Genomic DNA, 19,485 nt, shown 5'->3' on the forward strand with positions numbered 1-19,485 from the left:
CGCGTGCGGCGACCGCCGGTCCGTCTCCACCCGAATGTGTAATGCGACGGCAGCGTGGCAGTCTCGGAGAATCGTGCAGCCGATGGTTCGCGACCGGATCTGTGAGGTGCTGCGAATACGCATGACACCTGTCGCACAGGAGACACGGCCCAAGAATGCCACGGGCATTGCCACATGGAGCAATATCGGGACCGCACGAACACCGTTAAGGGTTTAGTCCCGCGTACGGCGACCGCCGGTCCGCATCCACCCGAATTTGAGATGCGACGGCGGCGTCCGGCATCCGGACCGTCATGGGAGTTCGTGAATGCTCGGCTGGTTCAAGGCCCTGATGCCCAGGGAAGATCGCTTCTTCGATCTGTTCGCGCGGCATTCCCAGACGCTGGTTGCCGGGGCCGAAGCGCTCCAGGGCGTGCTGGAGGGCGGTGAGTCCGTGCCGCGCTACTGCCAGGTCATCGTGGATCGCGAGCACGAGGCCGACGGGATCACCGCCGAGGTGCTGCTGGCTGTGCGCCGCAGCTTCATCACCCCCTTCGACCGGGGCGACATCAAGGACCTGATCCAGTCGATGGACGATGCCATCGACCAGATGAACAAGACGGTGAAGACCATCGCGCTCTACGAGGTCCGCAGCTTCGAGCCCCTAATGCGCGAGATGGGCGGGACGGTCATCGAAGCGGCGCGCCTCACCGCCGAAGCGATCCCCTTGCTTACCGCGATCGACAAGCACGCTGCCCGCCTCAACACCCTCACCGAGCAGATCACCCGCGTGGAGGGGCGCTCGGACGAGATGCAGGAGCGCGGTCTCAAGGCCCTCTACCAGGCTCACCGCAAGGATGGCGGCGACGGCGACACCATGGCCTACCTCATCGGCGCCGAGATCTATGGCCACCTGGAGGATGTCGTCGACCGTTTCGAAGACGTCGCCAACGAGATCAGCGGCATCGTAATCGAGAACGTTTGAGGCGATGACCGAAGTCACCCTCGCCTTCCCGCTCCTCGTCGGCCTGATCGCGGTCGCGCTGCTGTTCGATTTCCTGAACGGCCTGCACGACGCGGCCAATTCCATCGCCACCATCGTGTCGACGCGGGTGCTGCGCCCGCAATACGCGGTGCTCTGGGCCGCGTTCTTTAATTTCATCGCGTTCCTGTTCTTCGGTCTGCACGTGGCGCAGACGCTCGGAACCGGCATCATTGATGCGGGAATCGTGACCCCGCAGGTCATCTTCAGTGCTCTCGTGGGCGCGATCGTCTGGAACGTCGTCACCTGGATCTTCGGCATTCCGTCGAGTTCGTCGCACGCGCTCGTGGGCGGCCTCCTGGGGGCGGGCCTGACGAAAGTCGGGCTCAGCGCTGTGGTTTGGAGCGGGGTCCTGAAGACGGCGGCGGCCATCGTGCTCTCACCGCTCGTCGGCTTCCTGCTGGCGCTGCTGCTGGTGCTGATCGTCTCCTGGATCTGCCGGCGCGCGACGCCCTTCGGGGTCGACCGCACGTTCCGCATCCTGCAATTCGCCTCCGCCTCCCTCTACTCCCTGGGGCATGGCGGCAACGACGCACAGAAGACCATGGGGATCATCGCCCTCCTGCTCTACTCGCAAGGGTATCTCGGGGGCGAGTTCCATGTCCCCCTCTGGGTCGTGCTCTCCTGCCACGGCGCCATCGCGCTCGGCACCCTCAGCGGGGGCTGGCGCATCGTTCACACGATGGGCTCGAAGCTGACGCGGCTCAACCCGATGCAGGGCTTCTGCGCCGAGACCGGCGGCGCGATCACGCTCTTCGCCGCGACCTTCGCGGGGGTGCCGGTCTCGACCACCCACACGATCACGGGAGCCATCGTCGGCGTCGGCGCGGCACGCCGGACCTCCGCCGTGCGTTGGGGCGTTGCCAGCAACATCGTCGTCGCCTGGGTGTTGACCTTGCCGGCGGCGGGACTGGTCTCGGCAGCCTGCTACGCGATCACCACCCTGTTCCGCTAGACGATCGGGTTCGCCGTGCCGTCCTCATCCCCGAAAGGCGCCAAGGCTGCGCCGAAGAAGAATACGCCGAGGACGGTCGCACAGGCGAAGGCCGAGCCCAAAGCCCTGAAGGCGAAAACCCAGGACGCAAAACTCCAACCGGCGAAGGCGCCGGGGCCAGAGGCCCCTCCACCCAAGGCGCCATCCCTGAAACTGAAGCCGGCCAAGGCGCCCTCCCCCAAGGCGCATACCTTCCTCGTCGGCGTGAAACGCCGGCGCGAAGCCTTGCGCGTCTATGCGGTGCTCACGGTGTCGGAAGCGGTGGCACTGGCCATCGTCGAGGCGGTGAGCGGCGAGGACGTCACGGTCGAGCCGGTCGGGCGCCTCTCGAAGAAGCTGGCCCGACCGCTCAAGCTTCTGACCGGCGAGCCGCGCCTGATCTGAGACGGGTCATACCAAATCCGTTTGATCCCCTCGGGATGGCGGATTTGGACTTCGCTCAAGCGCCGCGCGGGCTTGCTGATACGTCATTCGCTTTGATCACGCTTTGATCAAGTGGATGACGTATCAGTCGTCCATCTTCAGGGCGGCGATGAACGCCTCCTGCGGGATCTCGACCTTGCCGAATTGGCGCATCTTCTTCTTGCCCTCCTTCTGCTTGTCGAGGAGCTTGCGCTTGCGGGAGATGTCGCCGCCGTAGCACTTGGCGGTCACGTCCTTCGAGAGGGCCTTGATGGTCTCGCGGGCGATGATCTTGCCGCCCAATGCCGCCTGCACCGGGATCTGGAAGAGGTGGCGGGGGATGAGGTCCTTCAGCTTCTCGCACATGGCCCGGCCGCGATGCTCGGCGCGGGTGCGGTGGACGAGCATGGAGAGCGCGTCCACGGGCTCGGCATTGACGAGGATCGACATCTTCACGAGGTCGCCCTCGCGGTAGTCGGAGATGTGATAGTCGAAGCTGGCATAGCCCTTCGAGATCGACTTCAGGCGGTCGTAGAAGTCGAACACCACCTCGTTCAGCGGCAGGTCGTAGACGACCATGGCGCGTTTTCCGACATAGTTCAGGTCGACCTGGGTGCCGCGCCGGTCCTGGCACAGCTTCAGCACGCCGCCGAGATACTCGTCGGGCGTGAGGATGGTGGCGCGGATCCACGGCTCCTCGATGGCGGTGATCTTCATCACGTCCGGCATGTCGGCTGGGTTGTGCAGCTCCTTGATGGTGCCGTCCGTCATCTGCAGGCGGTAGACCACGGAGGGCGCCGTCGAGATCAGGTCGAGGTTGAACTCGCGCTCGAGGCGTTCCTGGATGATCTCGAGGTGCAGCAGCCCGAGGAAGCCGCAGCGGAAGCCGAACCCCAGGGCCGCGCTGGTCTCCATCTCGTAGGAGAACGAAGCGTCGTTCAGGCGCAGCTTGCTCATCGCGCTGCGCAGGGTCTCGAACTCGGCCGCGTCCACGGGGAAGAGCCCGCAGAACACCACCGACTGCACGTCCTTGAAGCCCGGCAGCATCTCCTTGCAGGGGCGCTTGTCTTCCGTGAGGGTGTCGCCGACGCGGGTGTCGGCAACCTCCTTGATCGAGCCGGTGAAGAAGCCGACCTCGCCGGGGCCGAGTTCGCCGATATCGGCCATCTTGGGCCGGAACACGCCGATCTTGTCGACGCCGTGCACGGCGTCGGCCCGCATCATGCGGATGTTCATGCCCTTCTTCAGCACGCCGTCGACGATGCGCACCAGCACGACGACGCCGAGATAGACGTCGTACCAGCTGTCGACCAGCAGCGCCTTCAGGGGTGCGTCGCGGTCGCCCTTGGGGGGCGGGAGGCGGGTGACGATGGCCTCCAGCACCGCCTCGATGTTGAGGCCGCTTTTCGCCGAGATCGCCACGGCCTCGGAGGCGTCGATGCCGATCACCTCCTCGATCTGGGCGCGGATGCGCTCGGGCTCGGCGGCCGGCAGGTCGATCTTGTTGAGGACGGGGACGATCTCGTGGTTGGCGTCGAGGGCCTGGTAGACGTTGGCGAGCGTCTGCGCCTCGACGCCCTGGCTCGCATCCACCACCAGCAACGAGCCTTCACAGGCGGCCAGACTCCGCGACACCTCGTAGGCGAAGTCCACGTGGCCGGGCGTGTCCATCAGGTTGAGGATGTAGTCCTTGCCGTCCTCGGCCCGGTATTCCAGGCGCACGGTCTGCGCCTTGATGGTGATGCCGCGCTCCTTCTCGATGTCCATCGAGTCGAGCATCTGTTCGCTCATGTCGCGCAGCGCCACCGTGCCGGTGGTCTGGATCAGCCGGTCGGCCAGCGTCGACTTACCGTGGTCGATATGCGCGACGATGGAGAAGTTGCGGATGTTGTCGATGGGGGACGTGGTCATCGAGGATGCGATCTCCGGCGCGCGCGGCCCGCCGTCAAGGGACGGACCCGGCGCACGGTCTCATGAGTGAGGGAAACTGATCGCTCGCAGATAGCAGCGCAGGCCCCGTGCGCCAAGCGCGTGCGCCGAACCGCGATGTTTCAGACCGCGGACGAAGCCGGGCCGCACCCGTGGGGATGGATGCCCGGCGCTTTGCCGGCGCGACCCCGGTCCGCCGAGGGTATCGGTAGTTGCCAGCATTGACGGAATGCAATCGGCGTGGCGGCCATGGGGCCGGTCAGGTGATCGCGCCCGCACGGCACCGACGAATGACAGCATTCCGGCCACCAGACCTTCCTTGTTCGCCGCCCACGACATCCCGAAGACCAAGACGAAAACAAATCAACCTTCGAATGGTGAAAGGAACCAACGCGATACTATTTCACTCAATATTATTCGCCAATCATGCATAGACGCCGATTTTAAATTATCTTTAATCATTCAGTATTTATAAAAATTTACAAATAGATCACGGCAGATCTTTCCCGGTTTAACAAAAAGCAAGACTCAATGATTCCATCAGTGCGAAAGCTCATCCTGTTGGCGGCGAGCGCTTTGGCTCTGGGATTCAATCCGGCGAACGCCCAAGGAATCGAGGCGGAAAAACTGAATTACCGCCGTCCGACCTCGATCCCGTTTCCAGACGATGCTCCGTATTCGCCTCAGATGGCGACACTCGGCAAGATGCTGTTCTTCGATCCGCGCCTGAGCGGCAAGCAGAACCTCAGCTGCGCGAGCTGCCACAATCCATCCTTCGGCTTCGAAGTCCCGGTGCCCGGCGCGATCGGAGCGACGAACAAGCCCCTGGCCCGCAAGGCGCCGACCGTACTGAACGCAGCCTGGCTTCCGACGCTTTTCTGGGACGGGCGCGCGCCGAACCTCGAAACGCAGGCGATCGGCCCGATCACGGCCAGTGCGGAGATGGACGGGAAGTTCCCGGAGATCATCGCCCGCCTGAAGGGCACGCCGGAATACGAAGCCTGGTTCGGCAAGCTGTTTCCCCGCGACGGCGTCACCCAGGACAACATCCTGACCGCGATCGCCACCTACGAGCGGACGGTGGTGTCGGGATGGGCGCCCTTCGACCGCTGGGTCGAGGGTGACGCGACGGCGATCTCGGCGTCCGCCCAGCGCGGCTTCGCGGTGTTCACCGGCAAGGGCCAATGCGCGGCCTGCCACGCCGGGTGGAACTTCACCGACAACCAGTTCCACGATCTTGGTATGCAGACGAAGGACATCGGCCGTGCGGCCTTCGAGCCCGACAACCCGTTGGCCAAACACGCGTTCAAGACGCCGGGCCTGCGCAACCTGACCTACCGCGCCCCCTTCGGCCATGCGGGTCAGTTCGCGACTCTCGACCAGATCGTCGCCTTCTACGAGACCGGCGGCATCGTGCGGCCCTCGAAGTCGCCCCTGATGAATCCCTTCCGGCTCGAATCGCAGGAGCGCGAGGATCTGATCGCCTTCCTGCATTCGCTGACCGCGGAACAGACGCGTATCGCCCTGCCGAACCTGCCGAACTGACGCCCGAGACAGGACGCACCACGATGTCGATCCGCTACAAGATCCTGCTTCCGCTCCTCGGCTTCATGCTCCTGGCGGGCCTCCTGGCCGGTGTCACCGGCCTGCTCGGTCTCCGGGTGGCCGGCGACCTGTCGACCCTTGCCGAGCGCACGACCGAGGTCAGCGACGCGAGCCGCGCGGCCCGCGACCGCTTCCGCCGCATGGAGGAACTCGTCGGCCGCGTCAGCGCGATGACCGACCTCATCGACATGGCGCCGGTCAACGCCGAGTTCACGGCCGCAAGCGACAAGCTGACCGTCCTTCTCGAAAGCCTGACCACCAATGCCCTGTCCGAGCGGATGCGGATCCTGTCACGAAGCACGGAAGCCGAGGCGGGAGAGTGGCGCAGCGACGCGGAGGTCGTGCTCGGCCTCCGGTCGGCGCGCGAGGTCCCGACCCTGGAGCGCCTGTCCCAGCGGAGCCAGCAGTTGCGGCAGCACTTCGACGAGGCCGTAACCCTGGCCGCCGAGGATGCGCGTGCGCAGATTCAGGCGACCCGCGAGGCGACGGCCTGGGAGATCTGGGCGATGCTCGGACTGAGCGGCGCGGCGGTCCTGGCCGGTTCGGGCACGGCCTGGTGGCTTGCCGGCAATCTGGCGCGGCCGCTGATGAGGCTGACGGCGGAGACCTCACGCCTCGCTGCCGGCGATACGCGGGTCGACCTCGCGGCCGCGATCCGCCGGGACGAGATCGGCGACATCGCCCGGGCCGTCGTGGCGATCCGCGACATGTCCCTCGCGAAGGCCGCGCGGCAACTCGAGACCACCGAGGCCGCACGCATGCGGGCGGAGGAGGTGCGGCGGACCTTGTTGCGTGACCTCGCCGATCGGTTCGAGACGTCCGTCGGCGGGATCGTCGCGGGTGTGTCGCAGGCCGTGGCCGGCCTTCAGGCCTCATCCGGCTCCATGCGGTCGGCCGTCGAAGGAACGGCCCTGCGCTCCTCCAGCGCGGCGGATGCCGCGCGGCAGACCTCCGACAACGTCGACGCCGTGGCGGCCGCGGCGGACGAACTGGGCTCGACGGTGAACGAGATCGGCCGGCAGGTCGTGCAGGCCGCCGGGATCTCGTCGACCGCCGTCCACACCGCGACCCGCACCGCCGAGACCATGGCGGCCTTGTCCAACGCCGCGACCCGGATCGGCGACGTCGTCGGCCTGGTGTCGACCATCGCGGGTCAGACGAACCTGCTGGCCCTCAACGCCACGATCGAGGCGGCCCGCGCCGGAGAGGCGGGCCGTGGCTTCGCGGTCGTGGCGACCGAAGTGAAGGAACTGGCCTCCCAGACCGCCAGGGCGACCGAGGACATCGGCCGCCAGATCGGAGCGATCCAGGCGGCCACCAGCGGAGCCGCGCAGGCGATCCAGGAGATCACCGCGCAGATCCAGGCGATGAGCGGCGTGACGACGAGCATCGCCAGCGCCATCGAGGAGCAGGGTGTCACCACGCAGGAGATTGTGCGCAGCATGGCGGAAGCGTCAGCCGGTGCCGGCCAGGTGACGGCCGACATCTCGGAAGTGGCCCATTCGGCGGATGGCGCCGGACAGGCCGCTCACGCCGTGGCGACGGCCGCCGACGTCCTGGCCGGACAGGCGCGCACGCTGCAGACGGAAATCGACCAGTTCCTGCGCAACGTCCGAGCCGCGTGAGCGGATCGCCGGTCCCGGGCGACGGCCTATTCGGCCTTCGCCTCGCCCCGGCGCGCCTCGGTCGCCATCGTCACCAGCACCTTGCGCAAGGCACCCATCTCACGAACCGGCTCCGGGTATAGCACCCGCGAGGTCCGGTCCGCGGCTAGAAGGTCCATGCCCTCCGGATCGAGGCCGGTGAGGCGCCAGGGGCCCGGCTCGGCGCCGGAGGCGACGGCGTAGAGCGCGAGGGCGTCGGCGTGATCGGCGTTCATGTGCTCGACGGCGCCGGCCTCGCCGGCCACGAGCCCTTCGGCGCCCGCGAGATCGAGGCGCAGTTCATCCGCCCTCAGCACAGCGGCCTTGGCAAAGCCCCCGTTGAGATGCCCGGCGCCCGGCTCCAGGGCGAAGAACCCGAAATCCGGAAAGTCCGCGTACAGCTTGGATTTCGGGTGCCGCGCGACGAAGCGGGCGCGGGCGCGCGGTTCGGCCGTCTGCGTCACGCGCCCCGTCACCGTCAGGCGCGGATGCGCGAGCGGGTCGCCCTTGCCGCCGGCGCTGAACAGCAGCGAGGCGCGCGGGTCGGCCAGCAGATTGCGGGTGTGCGCCGAGAGGCGCGAGAGCAGCATCAGGGGGGTGCCGTCGACGTCCGTGGCGATGGTCACCAGGGAGACGAAGGGCGTCCCGTCCTCCGGATCGAGGGTGGCGAGCGCGCCCGAGCGGATCGAGCGCAGGAGATGGCGGGCCAGCCCGATCGCGTCGAATGGCGCCTCGGCGGCCGGCAGCGGCACCGCCGGCCCGCGCCGCTCGCCTCCCGTGTTCGTCTCGCCTTCGGCCATGGATACTCCCCCGATTCGATGCCCGCGAACCGGCGCTCAGGCCGCGTTCAGCCGGGCGATCATAGCCAGGGTTTCGGGCTCCGCACGAGGGCGCCGGACTGCGGCCCGTTGGCATCAGTCAAGCCGCAAACGAACAAACGACCGAGGTCGCTCGCTTTTATCGCATAGAGTCATTACACAGCCTGACTCTCCGCGCGAACGCGGCCCGCCTCCCCGGCACGGTCGCCACCGCGTTTTTGCCGATCCCTGCCCACCGTCCGCGACGGGGGACGGGGTGGGATGCGGAGGGGTGGGCGCCATCAGACGTCCGCCGATCCGCATCCGAGCAACAGGACACGCGCATGCCGACCATCGCCCTCGTGGACGACGACCGAAACATCCTCACCTCAGTCTCGATCGCCCTCGAGACCGAAGGCTATCGCATCCAGACCTACACCGATGGCGCCTCGGCGCTGGACGGTCTGAAGCATTCCCCGCCGGACCTCGCGATCTTCGATATCAAGATGCCGCGCATGGACGGGATGGAGCTTCTCAGGCGTCTGCGGCAGAAATCCGACCTTCCGGTGATCTTCCTCACCTCGAAGGACGAGGAGATCGACGAGCTGTTCGGCCTCAAGATGGGCGCCGACGATTTCATCCATAAGCCGTTCTCGCAGCGCCTGCTGGTCGAGCGCGTGAAAGCCGTGCTGCGCCGCTTCGCCCCCAAGGACGGTCCGGGCGCCGCCGCCCGCGAGGCCGATGCCGCCGCCCGCTCCCTGGAGCGCGGCCTCCTGATGATGGACCCCGAGCGCCACACCTGCACCTGGAAGGGCGAACCCGTCACCCTGACGGTAACGGAGTTCCTGATTCTCCAGGCCCTGGCGCACCGGCCCGGCGTCGTGAAGAGCCGCAACGCCCTGATGGACGCGGCCTACGACGATCAGGTCTACGTGGACGACCGGACCATCGACAGCCACATCAAGCGCCTGCGCAAGAAGTTCAAGGTGACCGACACGAGCTTCGACATGATCGAAACGCTCTACGGCGTCGGCTACCGCTTCAAGGAGAGCTGAGCGCCCGCCCGGGCCTCAGGCGCTCCCTCCCCGCAACGCTGTTCCCTCACCACCGGACGCCCGTGGCCACCACCGACCAAGCCGAAACCCCGTCGCGCGGCATGCTGGGATGGCCGCGCCAGATCTGGAACGGGATCGGTCAGCGGGCCTCGTCGAGCCTGACGCGGCGCATCGTCGTGCTCAACCTCGTCGGGCTCATCGCCCTGCTGTTCGGCTTCCTCTACCTGAACCAGTTCCGCCAGGGGCTGATCCAGGCCCGGGTGCAGAGCCTGCTGATCCAGGGCGAGATCATCGCGGGCGCCATCGCTTCATCGGCCTCGGTCGAGACCGACGCGATCCGGATCGACCCCGACAAGCTGCTCCAGCTCCAGGCCGGCGAGGCCGAGGAGCCCTCCTCCCCCCTCACCTTCTCGCTGAACCCCGAGCGCGTCGCCCCGCTGCTGCGCCGCCTGATCACCCCGACGGGCAACCGCGCCCGGGTCTACGACCAGGAGGGCGGCCTCCTGTTCGACACCCGTACCCTCTCGGCCCGGGGCGAGATGAGTCGCAGCGACCCGGATGTCCGCCCGCGCAAGGGCACGTGGCTGGAGAAGGCCTGGGAGGCCGTGCAGTCGAAGTTCGCCGGGAGCACGCCGTCCCCCGGTGTCACCGAGGATGTCGGCCCTGCCAGCGGGCGCAGCCTCAAGGAGGTGCAGGTGGCGCTCGGCGGCGCGCGCGGCAACATCGTGCGGCGCAATCCGGCCGGGGAGACCATCGTGTCCGTCGCGGTGCCGATCCAGCGGGCGAATTCCGTCCGCGGCGCCCTGATGCTCTCGACGCAAGGGGGCGACATCGACCGGGTCATCGCCTCGGAGCGCTTCGGCCTGCTCCAGGTGTTCCTCATCGCGGCGGCCGTGATGCTGGTCCTGTCCATCCTGCTTGCCGGCGCCATCGCGGGGCCGGTGCGGCGCCTCGCGGATGCGGCCGAGAAGGTGCGGCTCGGCATCAAGTCGCGGGAGGAAATCCCCGACTTCACCAGCCGCACCGACGAGATCGGCCACCTCTCGGGCGCCCTGCGCGACATGACCCAGGCGCTGTACCGGCGCATCGACGCCATCGAGAGCTTCGCGGCGGACGTCAGCCACGAGCTGAAGAACCCGCTGACCTCGCTGCGCAGCGCCGTCGAGACCCTGCCGCTGGCCAAATCCGACGATTCGCGCACCCGGCTGCTGGCGATCATCCAGCACGACGTGAAGCGCCTCGACCGGCTGATCTCCGACATTTCGGACGCCTCGCGCCTGGATGCCGAGCTTGCCCGCGCGGAGGCACGCCGCGTCGATATGCGCAAGCTGATGACCACCGTGGTCTCTGTAGCCAACGAGCGCCGGCGCCCGAAGGACGCCCCGATCCAGTTCGACGTCGACGCGGCGGCCGGCGATGGGGAATCGCCCCTGACGATCTTCGGGCACGACAGCCGGCTGGGCCAGGTGGTCAACAATCTCCTCGACAATGCCCGCTCATTCTCACCCCCCGACGCCAAGGTGCGGGTGGCCCTTCGGCGCGTCCGAAACGACGTGGAGCTGATCGTCGAGGACGAGGGGCCGGGCATCCCCGAGCACGCCCTGGAGCGCATCTTCGAGCGTTTCTATACGGATCGCCCCGAGCAGGGCTTCGGCCAGAATTCCGGCCTCGGTCTCTCCATCTCCCGCCAGATCGTCCAGGCCCACCGGGGCACGATCCGGGCCGAGAACCGGCCGGGCCCCGCCGACGAGGAGGGCGAGCCCACCGTGCGAGGCGCTCGCTTCATCGTGCGCCTCCCGGCGGCGGCCCGCTGAGCGCGAAGGGCCTCCCGATGGCGGACGCCGTCGCATGGGTCCATGCGAGTTGCGTGGCCGTCGATGGCGCCGGCATCCTGATCCGGGGGGCGTCGGGGTCGGGCAAATCAAGCCTCGCCCTGCTTCTGCTCGACCGTGTCGACGCGGCGCGTGGGAACGCCGGCCTCGTCGGCGACGATCGGGTCGGTCTCACGCGCGAGGGCGAACGGATCCTGGCCCGGCCGCACCCCGCGCTCGGTTCCCGTATTGAAGTGCGCGGCCTCGGCCTCGTGCCGGCCGCAAAAACCCTGACCGATGCGCCGGTCCACCTCGTGGTCGATCTCGTGGAGGCCTGCCCGCGCCTTCCCGATGCACCGATGCAAGGGGTGACCCTGCTCGGCTTCGCCCGGCCGGGTCTCGTCCTCGACCGTGCGATGCTGCGCGCCGGACTCGGCCCTCGCCTCGTGCTCGACGCGCTCGCGGGGTGCCCCGGCGTGGCCCGCATGCCGCAGGACCCCGTTCTGTTCCTGTCGCCCGCCACCGAACCGTAGCGCCGGGGCCACCACCGTGGCATGATCATGACGTTCGAGCACACAAAATGCCGCATTCACCTTGCGCTCGACCTTGCGCTGCACAAGATGGCGGCTCCGCTCACAAGGCGTTGGAACCCGCGTCGATGATTGGAATGGTGCTCGTTACACACGGGCTGCTGGCAACGGAGTTCAAGGCTGCCCTTGAGCACGTCGTCGGGCCGCAGAAGCAGATCGAGACCATCACCATCGGTCCCGAGGACGATATGGAGCTGCGCCGGCTCGACATCATGAATGCGGTCAGCCGCGTCAACAGCGGCAAGGGCGTCGTGGTGCTCACGGACATGTTCGGCGGCACGCCCTCGAACCTCGCCCTCTCGTGCATGAACGGCGGCGAAGTCGAGGTGGTGGCCGGCATCAACTTGCCCATGCTGATCAAGCTCGCCAGCGTGCGCGACGCCGAGCCCCTCGGCGAGGCCGTCCTGCACGCACAGGAGGCGGGCCGGAAGTACATCAACGTCGCGTCCCGCGTGCTCGCCGGCAAATAGCCTTCCTTCCCCTCGCGCCACAGCTTACAGCCATTCCAAGGCCCTGCTCCGCCAGCGGGCCCGCCGGAGCCGCTTCAAGCGGCGCGGGACGCCACGGAGGGGATGGCCAACGCCCATGAGCGACGACGACATCGACGACCTGCCGACCGTGCCCGAGGGTGGCCTGCTCCAGGTGCTCCCGATCATCAACCGGCGTGGCCTGCACGCGCGAGCCTCCGCCAAGTTCGTGCAAACGGTGGAGCGCTTCGACGCCGCCGTCACCGTGACACGCTCCGGCGAGACGGTGGGGGGGCGCTCCATCATGGGACTGCTGACGCTGGGCGCCGCGCAGGGCACCTCCATCGCGGTGGTGGCCTCGGGCAGCGACGCCGAGGCCTGCATGCAGGCCATCAGCGATCTCCTCGCCAACAAGTTCGGCGAGGACGAGTAGCCCCGTTCAGGCGGAGCGCTCAAGCCGCTCCGGCGCGGCGTCCGCCTGACGCCAGACCAAGGCGGACGCACCGGCGCCGAGGGTGATCGTGGCCGCGACGACCTTGTCCGCGCGCCGGGTCAGCGTCACCGTGACCTGATTGCGGCGGGCGAACAGGCGCGTCACCACCCGCACCATCGCGGCCTCGGAGGGGTCGCCGATGATGGGCGCGGACGACGCCTCGGCATCGAGCAGAAGAAACGCCTCCACCGCGTCTCGCACCTGATTCGGATCACGCACACGCTCGATGCGGGCAGGCTCGACGTGGGCAAACTCCGGCGCGTGAACGGGACGCACGCCGACGAGGCTATGCGCCGGGATCGTGCCGCGCGCGGTCACGGTCCGGAGACGGGACGCCGGTTCGGCCTCCGGGATCGCCGGAGCGACCGGCGTGTCGAGCTCCAGGGTGGCGCGGGGCCGGATCGCCTGCAGCGCGGTCACGAGCGCCGCGCGAACCGGCTCGACGCTGCCGGGCGCGAAGGTCGGAGCGAGCGCGCTGCCGTAGGGCTGCCAGACCACGATCCGGCCATGCCCGAAAAGCGTGTGCGGCATCGCCAGGGGAATCACGGCGCCGAGCCGGTCCGGACCGTTCCCCACTGCCCAGGCCAGGGCGAAGATGAGGTCCCGGCCGCCCGCCTGATGCTGGGCCGCCGAGAGGAGATAGTCCGGGTCGGCCCGGACGGGATCCGCGACGCCGGCGCGGGCAAGCAGCGCCCGCCAGGCCGCGATTTCGCCCGCGCCGATGGAAGCCGCCCGGCGCAGGTCGACGCGCCAGGCCACGGGAGTCTCCTCAGCGACGACCTCGACCACCGCGTCGGTCGACAACGCGCCGCCCTCGATGACCGTGAAGCGGTGTCTCATGTCTCGATCCGATCCCGAATGCGTCCCGATGCGGGACACTCTCGCGCCGTGCGGCGCCCTGTGGGGCTCAGGTTTCAAGAACGGGACCGCCCGATTCCGGACAGCGAGCGCGGTCTCAGCCGCCGGGAATCGCGAGGGGATTGTCCGTCAGCGCCGCGGCGTCCGGGCCGTCGACGCGCGGGCGGCCGAGGAAGGCGTCCCACAGGCGGGTGACGAAGGCCGGGTCGAGGTCACGCACGATGAGCACCAGGCGTGAGCGGTGATCCGCGTCCGGCCAGGCCGTGAGATGCACGGGCGCATGGATGACGTGCTGGACCCCGTGCACCACAAGGGGTCGTTCCGGCGCGTCCGCGAGGGCCACCAGGCCCTTGAGGCGCAGGAGATTCGGGCCGTGGCTGGAACGCAGCAGGTCCAGGAACATCTCGAAGGCCGCGCGCGGCACCGGTGCGTCGCTGGTCAGGCTGAAGGCCCGGATCGCGGCATCGTGCCGGTTCACGTCGTGATGGTGGTGGCCGTGATGGTGTCCATGGTCGTGATGGTGTCCATGCTCGGCCCGCTCGGACTCGGCGCCGAGCCAGGCGCGCACGTCGTCGCTCTTTCCGTCGAGGCCGAACAGGCCGCCGAGAAGCTCGGACGGCGGCACGGACGCGTCGCGGAACGGAGCCGAGGGGTTCAGCGCCCGCAACCGAGCTTCCAGCGCATCGCCGTCCTCACCCGCCAGATCCCGCTTCGTGACGACGATCTGGTCGGCAACGGCCACCTGCCGCACCGCTTCGGCATGCGCGTCGAGGGTCGAGGCCCCGTTCACCGCGTCCACCACGGTGACGACGCCCTGTAGGCGGTACCGGATGACGAGGTAGGGATGGTAGATCAGCGCGTGCAGGATCGGAGCGGGGTCGGCGAGCCCCGTCGTCTCGATCACCACCCGGCGAAAGGGTTGGATGCGGCCGTTGTCGCGCTTGCGCAGCAGATCTTCGAGGGTGGCGATGAGATCGCCGCGCACGGTGCAGCAGAGGCAGCCGGCGCCGAGCAGGACCATGCCCTCGTCGATCGTCTCGATGAGCAGGTGGTCGAGGCCGATCTCCCCGAACTCGTTGACGATCACCACCGTGTCGGTGAGCGCCGGATCGCGCAGCATCCGATTCAGCAGCGTCGTCTTGCCCGCCCCGAGAAACCCTGTGAGGACGGTCAGCGGAATCGGCTCGGGCGCACGGGGATCGGGCTTGGACAGGTCGGTCATGTCCCTGACCTAGCCTTCCGGGACGCGCCGCTCAATCCTACGGCGGTGTAATATTATAACACCGCTGATCGCCGGGTGCGTCCGGGCACGGGTAGGGTCAGTCGTCCGCCTGAGCCTTGCTCGCCGACCGGGTTGATTTTCCCGCCGTCGCGGGCTTCGCGCTCGAGGCCTTGGCGGCGGGCTTCGCCTTCGCCTCCGGCTTGGCCTGGGGCTTCACGGCGGCTTTCGCGGCCGGCTTGCGGACCGTATCGACCTTCAGCTTAGGCGCGCCCTCCATGACGGGGGTGGATTCCGCAGGGGCGAAGGCACTCGCCGTAGCGGGGACGCCGCCTTTGCCACGGGCCAGGGCCTTCTTCGCCTCGGGCTTGGCTGCCTTGGCCGCGCCGGCTGCCGGTCCCTTGGCCTGCCGGGCCGCCTGAGTGGCCTCGCGCTTGGCAGCGATCGCCTCCAGCTTCGCCTTGCGCGCCTCGGCGAGCTTGGCGGCCTTCTCCGCCTTCTCGGCCTCCTCCTGCTCGTTGAGCGCGATGGCGCCCTCAGCGGGGTCGCGACCGATCCAGACCAGGATCGGCTGCAGCGGCGCGCGGGGCGGCAGGGCGCGGTTGCGCAGAGCCGCGCTGTTCATGGTGGCGAAGGCGAGCGCGGCGGAGGGCGGCGCGGCGGCGGCCATCAGTTGGGCGTTGGCGTTGTCGGCGCTGGCGCCGGCCGCTCCGGCGCTCGCCGTGATGGCACCCTGTCCCTCGTCGACAGGCAAGGCCTTGCGCTTGTCGCAGATATAGGGCCGCAGGTCCGGCGGCTCGCCGAGGTTGGAAGTCGGCAGCGCGTCGAGGGTTTGGGCGGTCCAGCCGGCGCTTTGCGAGAATCCGTAATCGAACAGGTCCGAGGCCTTGAGGTCGCGTTCGCGGGCACTCGGCTGGCCCATCACCACCGTGATGATGCGACGGCCGTTGCGGGTGGCGCTCGCCACCACGTTGAAGCCCCCCGAGCAGATGAAGCCGGTCTTCATGCCGTCCGCGCCGGCATAGCGGCCCAGCAGTCCGTTGTGGTTGGCCATCACCGAGCGGCCGAACTGGATGGCGCTGATGGAGAACAGGGCGCGGCTCTCGGGAAAGTCGCGGATGAGGGCGCGGCCGAGGATCGCCATGTCGCGGGCCGTGGTCCATTGCCGGGCGTCGGGGAGGCCGTTGGGGTTGGTCCAGCGGCTCTCGCGCATGCCGATGCGCTGGGCGGTCTCGTTCATCATTTGGGCGAAGCCCTCGATGGAGCCACCGAGATTCTCGCCGATCGCCCAGGCGACATCGTTGGCCGACTTGACCATGATGATCTTGAGGGCGTTGTCGAGAGTGAGCTTGGTGCCCGGGCGGAAGCCCATTTTCGAAGGCGGCTCGGCGGCGGCGGCGGCTGAGATCGTGATCAGCGAATCGAGGGAGAGCCGGCCCTGCCGTACAAGGTCGAGGGCGACGTAGGTGGTCATCAGCTTGGTGATCGAGGCCGGGAACCACGGATCGGTGGCCGCCTGCCCGTAGATCACCTTGCCGGAATCGACCTCCACCACCAGGATCGGCGACGTCACGGCACCCGCCGGCGCGGCGGCCAGCACACTCGCCGCCATCGCCAGGCCAGCGGCCAGGCGCCTCAACAATCCGTTCGACATCTGACCTGTCTCAAGAAGGTATGCCCCCGGCCCGACGAATATCGGCCCGCGCGGGTCGGCCGGTCAACGGCCAAGCTTGAGGCAGGCCGACGGAAGATCGTCGTCAAGCATGGTACGACTTGGCCGTGACTGAACGCCTAACAACCGGCGTTCCGTGGCGAGAGCATGGCAAAGCGCTTCGCGGATGCGAGATCCGGGCGGTTTCATGGTATGACCGCGTTCGGCGCATGGGTGCGGCCCGCGGCCTGTCCGTGGCCCCGGATGGCCGCCACCCCTATGTGCGATGCGTCGGTCAGGGTATTTCGAAAATCGGAGCGTCGCCGCCCGGCAGGGCCGGGTCGGCGCGGGAACGTGATGGCGTACGCAGTCAAGGAACTTTTCCACACCCTTCAGGGCGAGGGCGCGCAGGCGGGGCGGGCGGCGGTGTTCTGCCGGTTCTCCGGCTGCAATCTCTGGTCGGGCCGCGAGGAGGACCGCGCCACCGCCGCCTGCACCTTCTGCGACACCGATTTCATCGGCATGGATGGCGCGGGCGGCGGACGCTTCGCGACGTCAGATGACCTCGCGGACGCGATCGCGCGCACCTGGGAGGGCGGCCCGCGACACCGCTACGTGGTCTTCACCGGCGGCGAACCCCTGCTGCAGCTCGATCCGGCGCTCATCGCCGCCGTCCATGCGCGCGGGTTCGAGATCGCGGTGGAGACCAACGGCACGCTTCCCGCACCCGCGGGCATCGATTGGATCTGCGTCAGCCCGAAGGCCGGCAACCCCATCGTGCAGCGCAGCGGACACGAACTGAAACTCGTCTTCCCGCAGGCCGAGGCCCTCCCGGAGGCCTTCGCGGAGCTCGACTTCCACCACCATTGGCTCCAGCCGATGGACGGGCCGGAGCGGCTCGCCAACACCGCCGAGGCCGTCGCCTATTGCCGGCGCGACGCGCGCTGGCGCCTCTCGCTCCAGACGCACAAGATCATCGGGATCCCGTGAGGCTCCTAACCCCGCTCGCAGCATGAAGTTTCCGCAATGAAGATCACGCAAGCCTTCACCTTCGAGGCGGCCCACCGCCTGCCGAACGTGCCCGAGACCCACCGCTGCCACCGCATGCACGGGCATTCCTACCGGGTCGAACTCACCCTCTCGGGCGCCGTCGATCCGGCCACCGGCTGGGTGGTGGATTTCTTCGACGTGGAGCACGCCTTCGCGCCGGTGCTGGCCCGCCTCGACCATTACTGCCTCAACGAGATCGAGGGGCTGGAGAACCCCACCGCCGAGCACATCGCTGCCTGGATCTGGGAGCGCACCAAGGCGGCGCTGCCGGCCCTCTCCTCCGTGAAGGTCTACGAGACGCCGATGTCCTGGGCCGAGTACGAGGGCGAGGCCCTGCGATGAGGGACTCGGCGATGGGCGGGGGCGCCCTGGTCCTGTTCTCGGGCGGACAGGATTCCACCACCTGCCTCGCCTGGGCGCTCGCGCGCTTCGACCGGGTCGAGACCCTCGGCTTCGATTACGGACAGCGCCACCGCATCGAACTCGACTGCCGGGACATTCTGCGCCGGGGGATCGCGGCCCTGAAGCCCGAATGGGCGGCGCGGCTCGGGGACGACCATACGCTCGCCCTCGACGCCCTCGGTCAGGTCTCCGAGACGGCGCTGACCCGCGACACCGCGATCGCCTTCGCGGATGGCGGCCTGCCCAACACCTTCGTGCCCGGCCGCAACCTGCTGTTCCTCACCTTCGCGGCAGCCCTCGCCTATCGCCGCTCCCTGACCCACCTCGTCGGCGGCATGTGCGAGACGGATTATTCGGGCTACCCGGATTGCCGGGACGACACCATCAAGGCGCTGCAGGTGGCGCTGAATCTCGGGATGGACCGCCGCTTCGTCCTGCACACGCCGCTGATGTGGATCGACAAGGCCGAGACCTGGCGGCTGGCGCAGGATCTCGGCGGACAGGCCCTGGTGGACCTCATCGTGGAGGACAGCCACACCTGCTACCTCGGCACGCGCGGCGACCGCCACCCCTGGGGCCACGGCTGCGGCCAATGCCCGGCCTGCGACCTGCGCGCCAAGGGGTTCGCCAAATTCACCGCCACGGACGCGACAGCGGCAAGCTGAACGCCTCACCGCGTCGCCGGTGGCGGCGCATCGTCGGTGCGACGCGATACCAGCACGTCGCGCTCCGCACTTAGGAAGTCGATCAGGCGCTCCCTGAGGCGCCCCGGCGGGCAGTGCCGGGTCGGCACACGAACAGGCTGGTCTCCGCCGCGAGCTGAGCCATAGCCCGGCTGACATGCGGATCGCAGATCCCCGGGGCCTCGGCGGCCCGGGTCATTCCGCCATGGCGCATCACCGCGTGGAAGAGATCGGGATGCGCCCGATTGATCATGCCCTGTCTGGATGGAAACGCGCCGATGCGTCATTTGACGGCATGGCTCCGGGATGGTTGTCAAGGCGCCCGCGTCCGGCGCTTCGCCCCCGTTCAGGTCTCAAGCCCATGCTCAACCTCTTGCTTCCCGTGGCGCTCTCCGTCACGGCGGGCGCCTGCATCGTGCTTCAGCAGGCCCTGATCGCGAACCTGAGGATCGCCCTGAATTCCTCGGCCTGGGCGGGCTTCGCGAGCTACTTCGTCGGACTCCTGTCCATGGTCGTACTGGCCCTGGCCCTGCGCGATCCACTGCCGGCGACGAGCCTGACCGCGCGCATCCCCTGGTGGGCATGGAGCGGGGGGTTCTTTGGCGCGGTCTTCATCGCGCTGGCCACGATTCTCGTGCCGGAACTCGGGGCGGCGACCTTCCTGGCGCTCCTCGTCACCGGCCAGATGCTCGCCTCGGTGGCCTTCGACCATTTTTGGCTGGCTCGGCCTCGCCCAGCGCGCCGTCGACGGGCCGCGGCTGATCGGCGTGGCGCTCCTGATCGGTGGCGTCGTCCTCATCCGGCGCTGAGGCTTC

19 protein-coding genes and 1 pseudogene are annotated in these 19,485 nt (G+C 68.4%); 14 read left to right on the forward strand and 6 right to left on the reverse strand.

All coding sequences use genetic code 11. From position 1 onward, the window contains the following. The first annotated feature begins 307 nt into the window (after nucleotides 1–307). The 3 genes from MFF30_RS02945 to MFF30_RS02955 are packed head-to-tail and all read left to right on the forward strand — an operon-like array spanning nucleotide 308 to nucleotide 2,399. A complete protein-coding gene (locus tag MFF30_RS02945) occupies nucleotides 308–964 on the forward strand; it encodes a DUF47 domain-containing protein (protein ID WP_238276342.1) in 657 nt (218 codons plus the stop codon). Nucleotides 965–968: 4 nt separating this feature from the next. Next, entirely contained in the window at nucleotides 969–1,976 is a 1,008-nt protein-coding gene (locus tag MFF30_RS02950) for an inorganic phosphate transporter (RefSeq protein WP_238276344.1), read from the forward strand. A gap of 15 nt (nucleotides 1,977–1,991) precedes the next feature. Continuing rightward, on the forward strand, nucleotides 1,992–2,399 hold the full coding sequence (locus MFF30_RS02955) for a hypothetical protein (protein ID WP_238276346.1): 408 nt from the start codon (nucleotides 1,992–1,994) through the stop codon (nucleotides 2,397–2,399). A 123-nt stretch (nucleotides 2,400–2,522) separates the two neighbouring features. Here MFF30_RS02955 and lepA read toward each other — a convergent pair whose 3' ends face one another. Further along, nucleotides 2,523–4,328: a translation elongation factor 4 gene (lepA, locus tag MFF30_RS02960; RefSeq protein WP_238276355.1), complete on the reverse strand. Its 1,806-nt coding sequence runs from the start codon at nucleotides 4,326–4,328 to the stop codon at nucleotides 2,523–2,525. Nucleotides 4,329–4,877: 549 nt separating this feature from the next. Between lepA and MFF30_RS02965 the strand changes: the two genes are divergently transcribed. Both MFF30_RS02965 and MFF30_RS02970 read left to right on the forward strand, forming a co-directional pair. Next, nucleotides 4,878–5,891 carry a cytochrome-c peroxidase gene (locus MFF30_RS02965; protein ID WP_238276357.1) on the forward strand — a complete coding sequence of 338 codons (1,014 nt, stop codon included), beginning with the start codon at nucleotides 4,878–4,880 and terminating at the stop codon, nucleotides 5,889–5,891. 23 nt (nucleotides 5,892–5,914) lie between these two features. Further along, nucleotides 5,915–7,576 carry a methyl-accepting chemotaxis protein gene (locus MFF30_RS02970; protein WP_238276359.1) on the forward strand — a complete coding sequence of 554 codons (1,662 nt, stop codon included), beginning with the start codon at nucleotides 5,915–5,917 and terminating at the stop codon, nucleotides 7,574–7,576. Nucleotides 7,577–7,602: 26 nt separating this feature from the next. Here the strand turns inward: MFF30_RS02970 and MFF30_RS02975 are convergent, their stop codons facing one another. After that, the gene (locus tag MFF30_RS02975; RefSeq protein WP_238276361.1) at nucleotides 7,603–8,394 is read right to left on the reverse strand and encodes a HugZ family pyridoxamine 5'-phosphate oxidase; all 792 of its coding nucleotides are present in this window, start codon (nucleotides 8,392–8,394) and stop codon (nucleotides 7,603–7,605) included. 341 nt (nucleotides 8,395–8,735) lie between these two features. Here MFF30_RS02975 and MFF30_RS02980 point away from each other — a divergent pair, with 341 nt between their 5' ends. The 5 genes from MFF30_RS02980 to MFF30_RS03000 all read left to right on the forward strand — a co-directional run bounded on the left by MFF30_RS02980 (nucleotide 8,736) and on the right by MFF30_RS03000 (nucleotide 12,747). Then, a complete protein-coding gene (locus tag MFF30_RS02980) occupies nucleotides 8,736–9,446 on the forward strand; it encodes a response regulator transcription factor (protein WP_055947774.1) in 711 nt (236 codons plus the stop codon). Nucleotides 9,447–9,547: 101 nt separating this feature from the next. Then, complete coding sequence (locus tag MFF30_RS02985) at nucleotides 9,548–11,260, forward strand: sensor histidine kinase (RefSeq protein WP_238276527.1); 1,713 nt, start codon at nucleotides 9,548–9,550, stop codon at nucleotides 11,258–11,260. A 17-nt stretch (nucleotides 11,261–11,277) separates the two neighbouring features. Beyond that, a complete protein-coding gene (locus tag MFF30_RS02990; protein ID WP_238276364.1) occupies nucleotides 11,278–11,790 on the forward strand; it encodes an HPr kinase/phosphorylase in 513 nt (170 codons plus the stop codon). Between the two features lie 125 nt (nucleotides 11,791–11,915). Continuing rightward, on the forward strand, nucleotides 11,916–12,317 hold the full coding sequence (locus tag MFF30_RS02995) for a PTS sugar transporter subunit IIA (protein WP_238276371.1): 402 nt from the start codon (nucleotides 11,916–11,918) through the stop codon (nucleotides 12,315–12,317). Nucleotides 12,318–12,432: 115 nt separating this feature from the next. Continuing rightward, the gene (locus MFF30_RS03000) at nucleotides 12,433–12,747 is read left to right on the forward strand and encodes an HPr family phosphocarrier protein (protein WP_238276373.1); all 315 of its coding nucleotides are present in this window, start codon (nucleotides 12,433–12,435) and stop codon (nucleotides 12,745–12,747) included. Between the two features lie 6 nt (nucleotides 12,748–12,753). On the opposite strand, the gene MFF30_RS03005 is transcribed toward MFF30_RS03000, so the two are convergent. The 3 genes from MFF30_RS03005 to MFF30_RS03015 form a co-directional block, all read right to left on the reverse strand. Beyond that, nucleotides 12,754–13,647 carry a hypothetical protein gene (locus tag MFF30_RS03005; RefSeq protein WP_238276375.1) on the reverse strand — a complete coding sequence of 298 codons (894 nt, stop codon included), beginning with the start codon at nucleotides 13,645–13,647 and terminating at the stop codon, nucleotides 12,754–12,756. 115 nt (nucleotides 13,648–13,762) lie between these two features. Beyond that, nucleotides 13,763–14,887 carry a CobW family GTP-binding protein gene (locus MFF30_RS03010; RefSeq protein ID WP_238276378.1) on the reverse strand — a complete coding sequence of 375 codons (1,125 nt, stop codon included), beginning with the start codon at nucleotides 14,885–14,887 and terminating at the stop codon, nucleotides 13,763–13,765. Between the two features lie 97 nt (nucleotides 14,888–14,984). After that, nucleotides 14,985–16,538, reverse strand: coding sequence for a D-alanyl-D-alanine carboxypeptidase family protein (locus MFF30_RS03015; protein WP_238276380.1), 1,554 nt, complete (start codon nucleotides 16,536–16,538; stop codon nucleotides 14,985–14,987). 354 nt (nucleotides 16,539–16,892) lie between these two features. Here MFF30_RS03015 and queE point away from each other — a divergent pair, with 354 nt between their 5' ends. Genes queE through queC form a run of 3 tightly spaced genes read left to right on the forward strand, consistent with a single transcriptional unit; the run spans nucleotide 16,893 to nucleotide 18,652 of the window. Then, the gene (gene queE, locus MFF30_RS03020) at nucleotides 16,893–17,525 is read left to right on the forward strand and encodes a 7-carboxy-7-deazaguanine synthase (RefSeq protein ID WP_238276382.1); all 633 of its coding nucleotides are present in this window, start codon (nucleotides 16,893–16,895) and stop codon (nucleotides 17,523–17,525) included. Between the two features lie 36 nt (nucleotides 17,526–17,561). Then, a complete protein-coding gene (queD, locus tag MFF30_RS03025; protein ID WP_056466423.1) occupies nucleotides 17,562–17,927 on the forward strand; it encodes a 6-carboxytetrahydropterin synthase QueD in 366 nt (121 codons plus the stop codon). Then, nucleotides 17,924–18,652 (forward strand): 7-cyano-7-deazaguanine synthase QueC, encoded by a 729-nt coding sequence (gene queC / locus MFF30_RS03030; protein WP_238276398.1) that lies wholly within the window; start codon nucleotides 17,924–17,926, stop codon nucleotides 18,650–18,652. The genes queD and queC overlap by 4 nt, the downstream gene beginning before the upstream one ends. A gap of 82 nt (nucleotides 18,653–18,734) precedes the next feature. Here queC and MFF30_RS03035 read toward each other — a convergent pair whose 3' ends face one another. Continuing rightward, a complete protein-coding gene (locus MFF30_RS03035; RefSeq protein WP_238276400.1) occupies nucleotides 18,735–18,923 on the reverse strand; it encodes a helix-turn-helix domain-containing protein in 189 nt (62 codons plus the stop codon). A gap of 108 nt (nucleotides 18,924–19,031) precedes the next feature. Here MFF30_RS03035 and MFF30_RS03040 point away from each other — a divergent pair. Further along, nucleotides 19,032–19,479, forward strand: a pseudogene (locus MFF30_RS03040) (DMT family transporter). The last annotated feature ends 6 nt before the right edge of the window (nucleotides 19,480–19,485 follow it).

Origin of the sequence: Methylobacterium goesingense (assembly GCF_022179225.1) — a bacterium.
GTDB lineage: Bacteria > Pseudomonadota > Alphaproteobacteria > Rhizobiales > Beijerinckiaceae > Methylobacterium > Methylobacterium goesingense.

Excerpts from the sequence above, each read along its gene's own strand:
- MFF30_RS02945 (WP_238276342.1), top strand. The coding sequence starts at position 308 with ATGCTCGGCTGGTTCAAGGCCCTGATGCCCAGGGAAGATCGCTTCTTC.
- MFF30_RS02950 (WP_238276344.1), top strand. The coding sequence starts at position 969 with ATGACCGAAGTCACCCTCGCCTTCCCGCTCCTCGTCGGCCTGATCGCG.
- lepA (WP_238276355.1), bottom strand. The coding sequence starts at position 4,328 with ATGACCACGTCCCCCATCGACAACATCCGCAACTTCTCCATCGTCGCG.
- MFF30_RS02965 (WP_238276357.1), top strand. The coding sequence starts at position 4,878 with ATGATTCCATCAGTGCGAAAGCTCATCCTGTTGGCGGCGAGCGCTTTG.
- MFF30_RS02970 (WP_238276359.1), top strand. The coding sequence starts at position 5,915 with ATGTCGATCCGCTACAAGATCCTGCTTCCGCTCCTCGGCTTCATGCTC.
- MFF30_RS02975 (WP_238276361.1), bottom strand. The coding sequence starts at position 8,394 with ATGGCCGAAGGCGAGACGAACACGGGAGGCGAGCGGCGCGGGCCGGCG.
- MFF30_RS02980 (WP_055947774.1), top strand. The coding sequence starts at position 8,736 with ATGCCGACCATCGCCCTCGTGGACGACGACCGAAACATCCTCACCTCA.
- MFF30_RS02985 (WP_238276527.1), top strand. The coding sequence starts at position 9,548 with ATGCTGGGATGGCCGCGCCAGATCTGGAACGGGATCGGTCAGCGGGCC.
- MFF30_RS02990 (WP_238276364.1), top strand. The coding sequence starts at position 11,278 with ATGGCGGACGCCGTCGCATGGGTCCATGCGAGTTGCGTGGCCGTCGAT.
- MFF30_RS02995 (WP_238276371.1), top strand. The coding sequence starts at position 11,916 with ATGATTGGAATGGTGCTCGTTACACACGGGCTGCTGGCAACGGAGTTC.
- MFF30_RS03000 (WP_238276373.1), top strand. The coding sequence starts at position 12,433 with ATGAGCGACGACGACATCGACGACCTGCCGACCGTGCCCGAGGGTGGC.
- MFF30_RS03005 (WP_238276375.1), bottom strand. The coding sequence starts at position 13,647 with ATGAGACACCGCTTCACGGTCATCGAGGGCGGCGCGTTGTCGACCGAC.
- MFF30_RS03010 (WP_238276378.1), bottom strand. The coding sequence starts at position 14,887 with ATGACCGACCTGTCCAAGCCCGATCCCCGTGCGCCCGAGCCGATTCCG.
- MFF30_RS03015 (WP_238276380.1), bottom strand. The coding sequence starts at position 16,538 with ATGTCGAACGGATTGTTGAGGCGCCTGGCCGCTGGCCTGGCGATGGCG.
- queE (WP_238276382.1), top strand. The coding sequence starts at position 16,893 with ATGGCGTACGCAGTCAAGGAACTTTTCCACACCCTTCAGGGCGAGGGC.
- queD (WP_056466423.1), top strand. The coding sequence starts at position 17,562 with ATGAAGATCACGCAAGCCTTCACCTTCGAGGCGGCCCACCGCCTGCCG.
- queC (WP_238276398.1), top strand. The coding sequence starts at position 17,924 with ATGAGGGACTCGGCGATGGGCGGGGGCGCCCTGGTCCTGTTCTCGGGC.
- MFF30_RS03035 (WP_238276400.1), bottom strand. The coding sequence starts at position 18,923 with ATGATCAATCGGGCGCATCCCGATCTCTTCCACGCGGTGATGCGCCAT.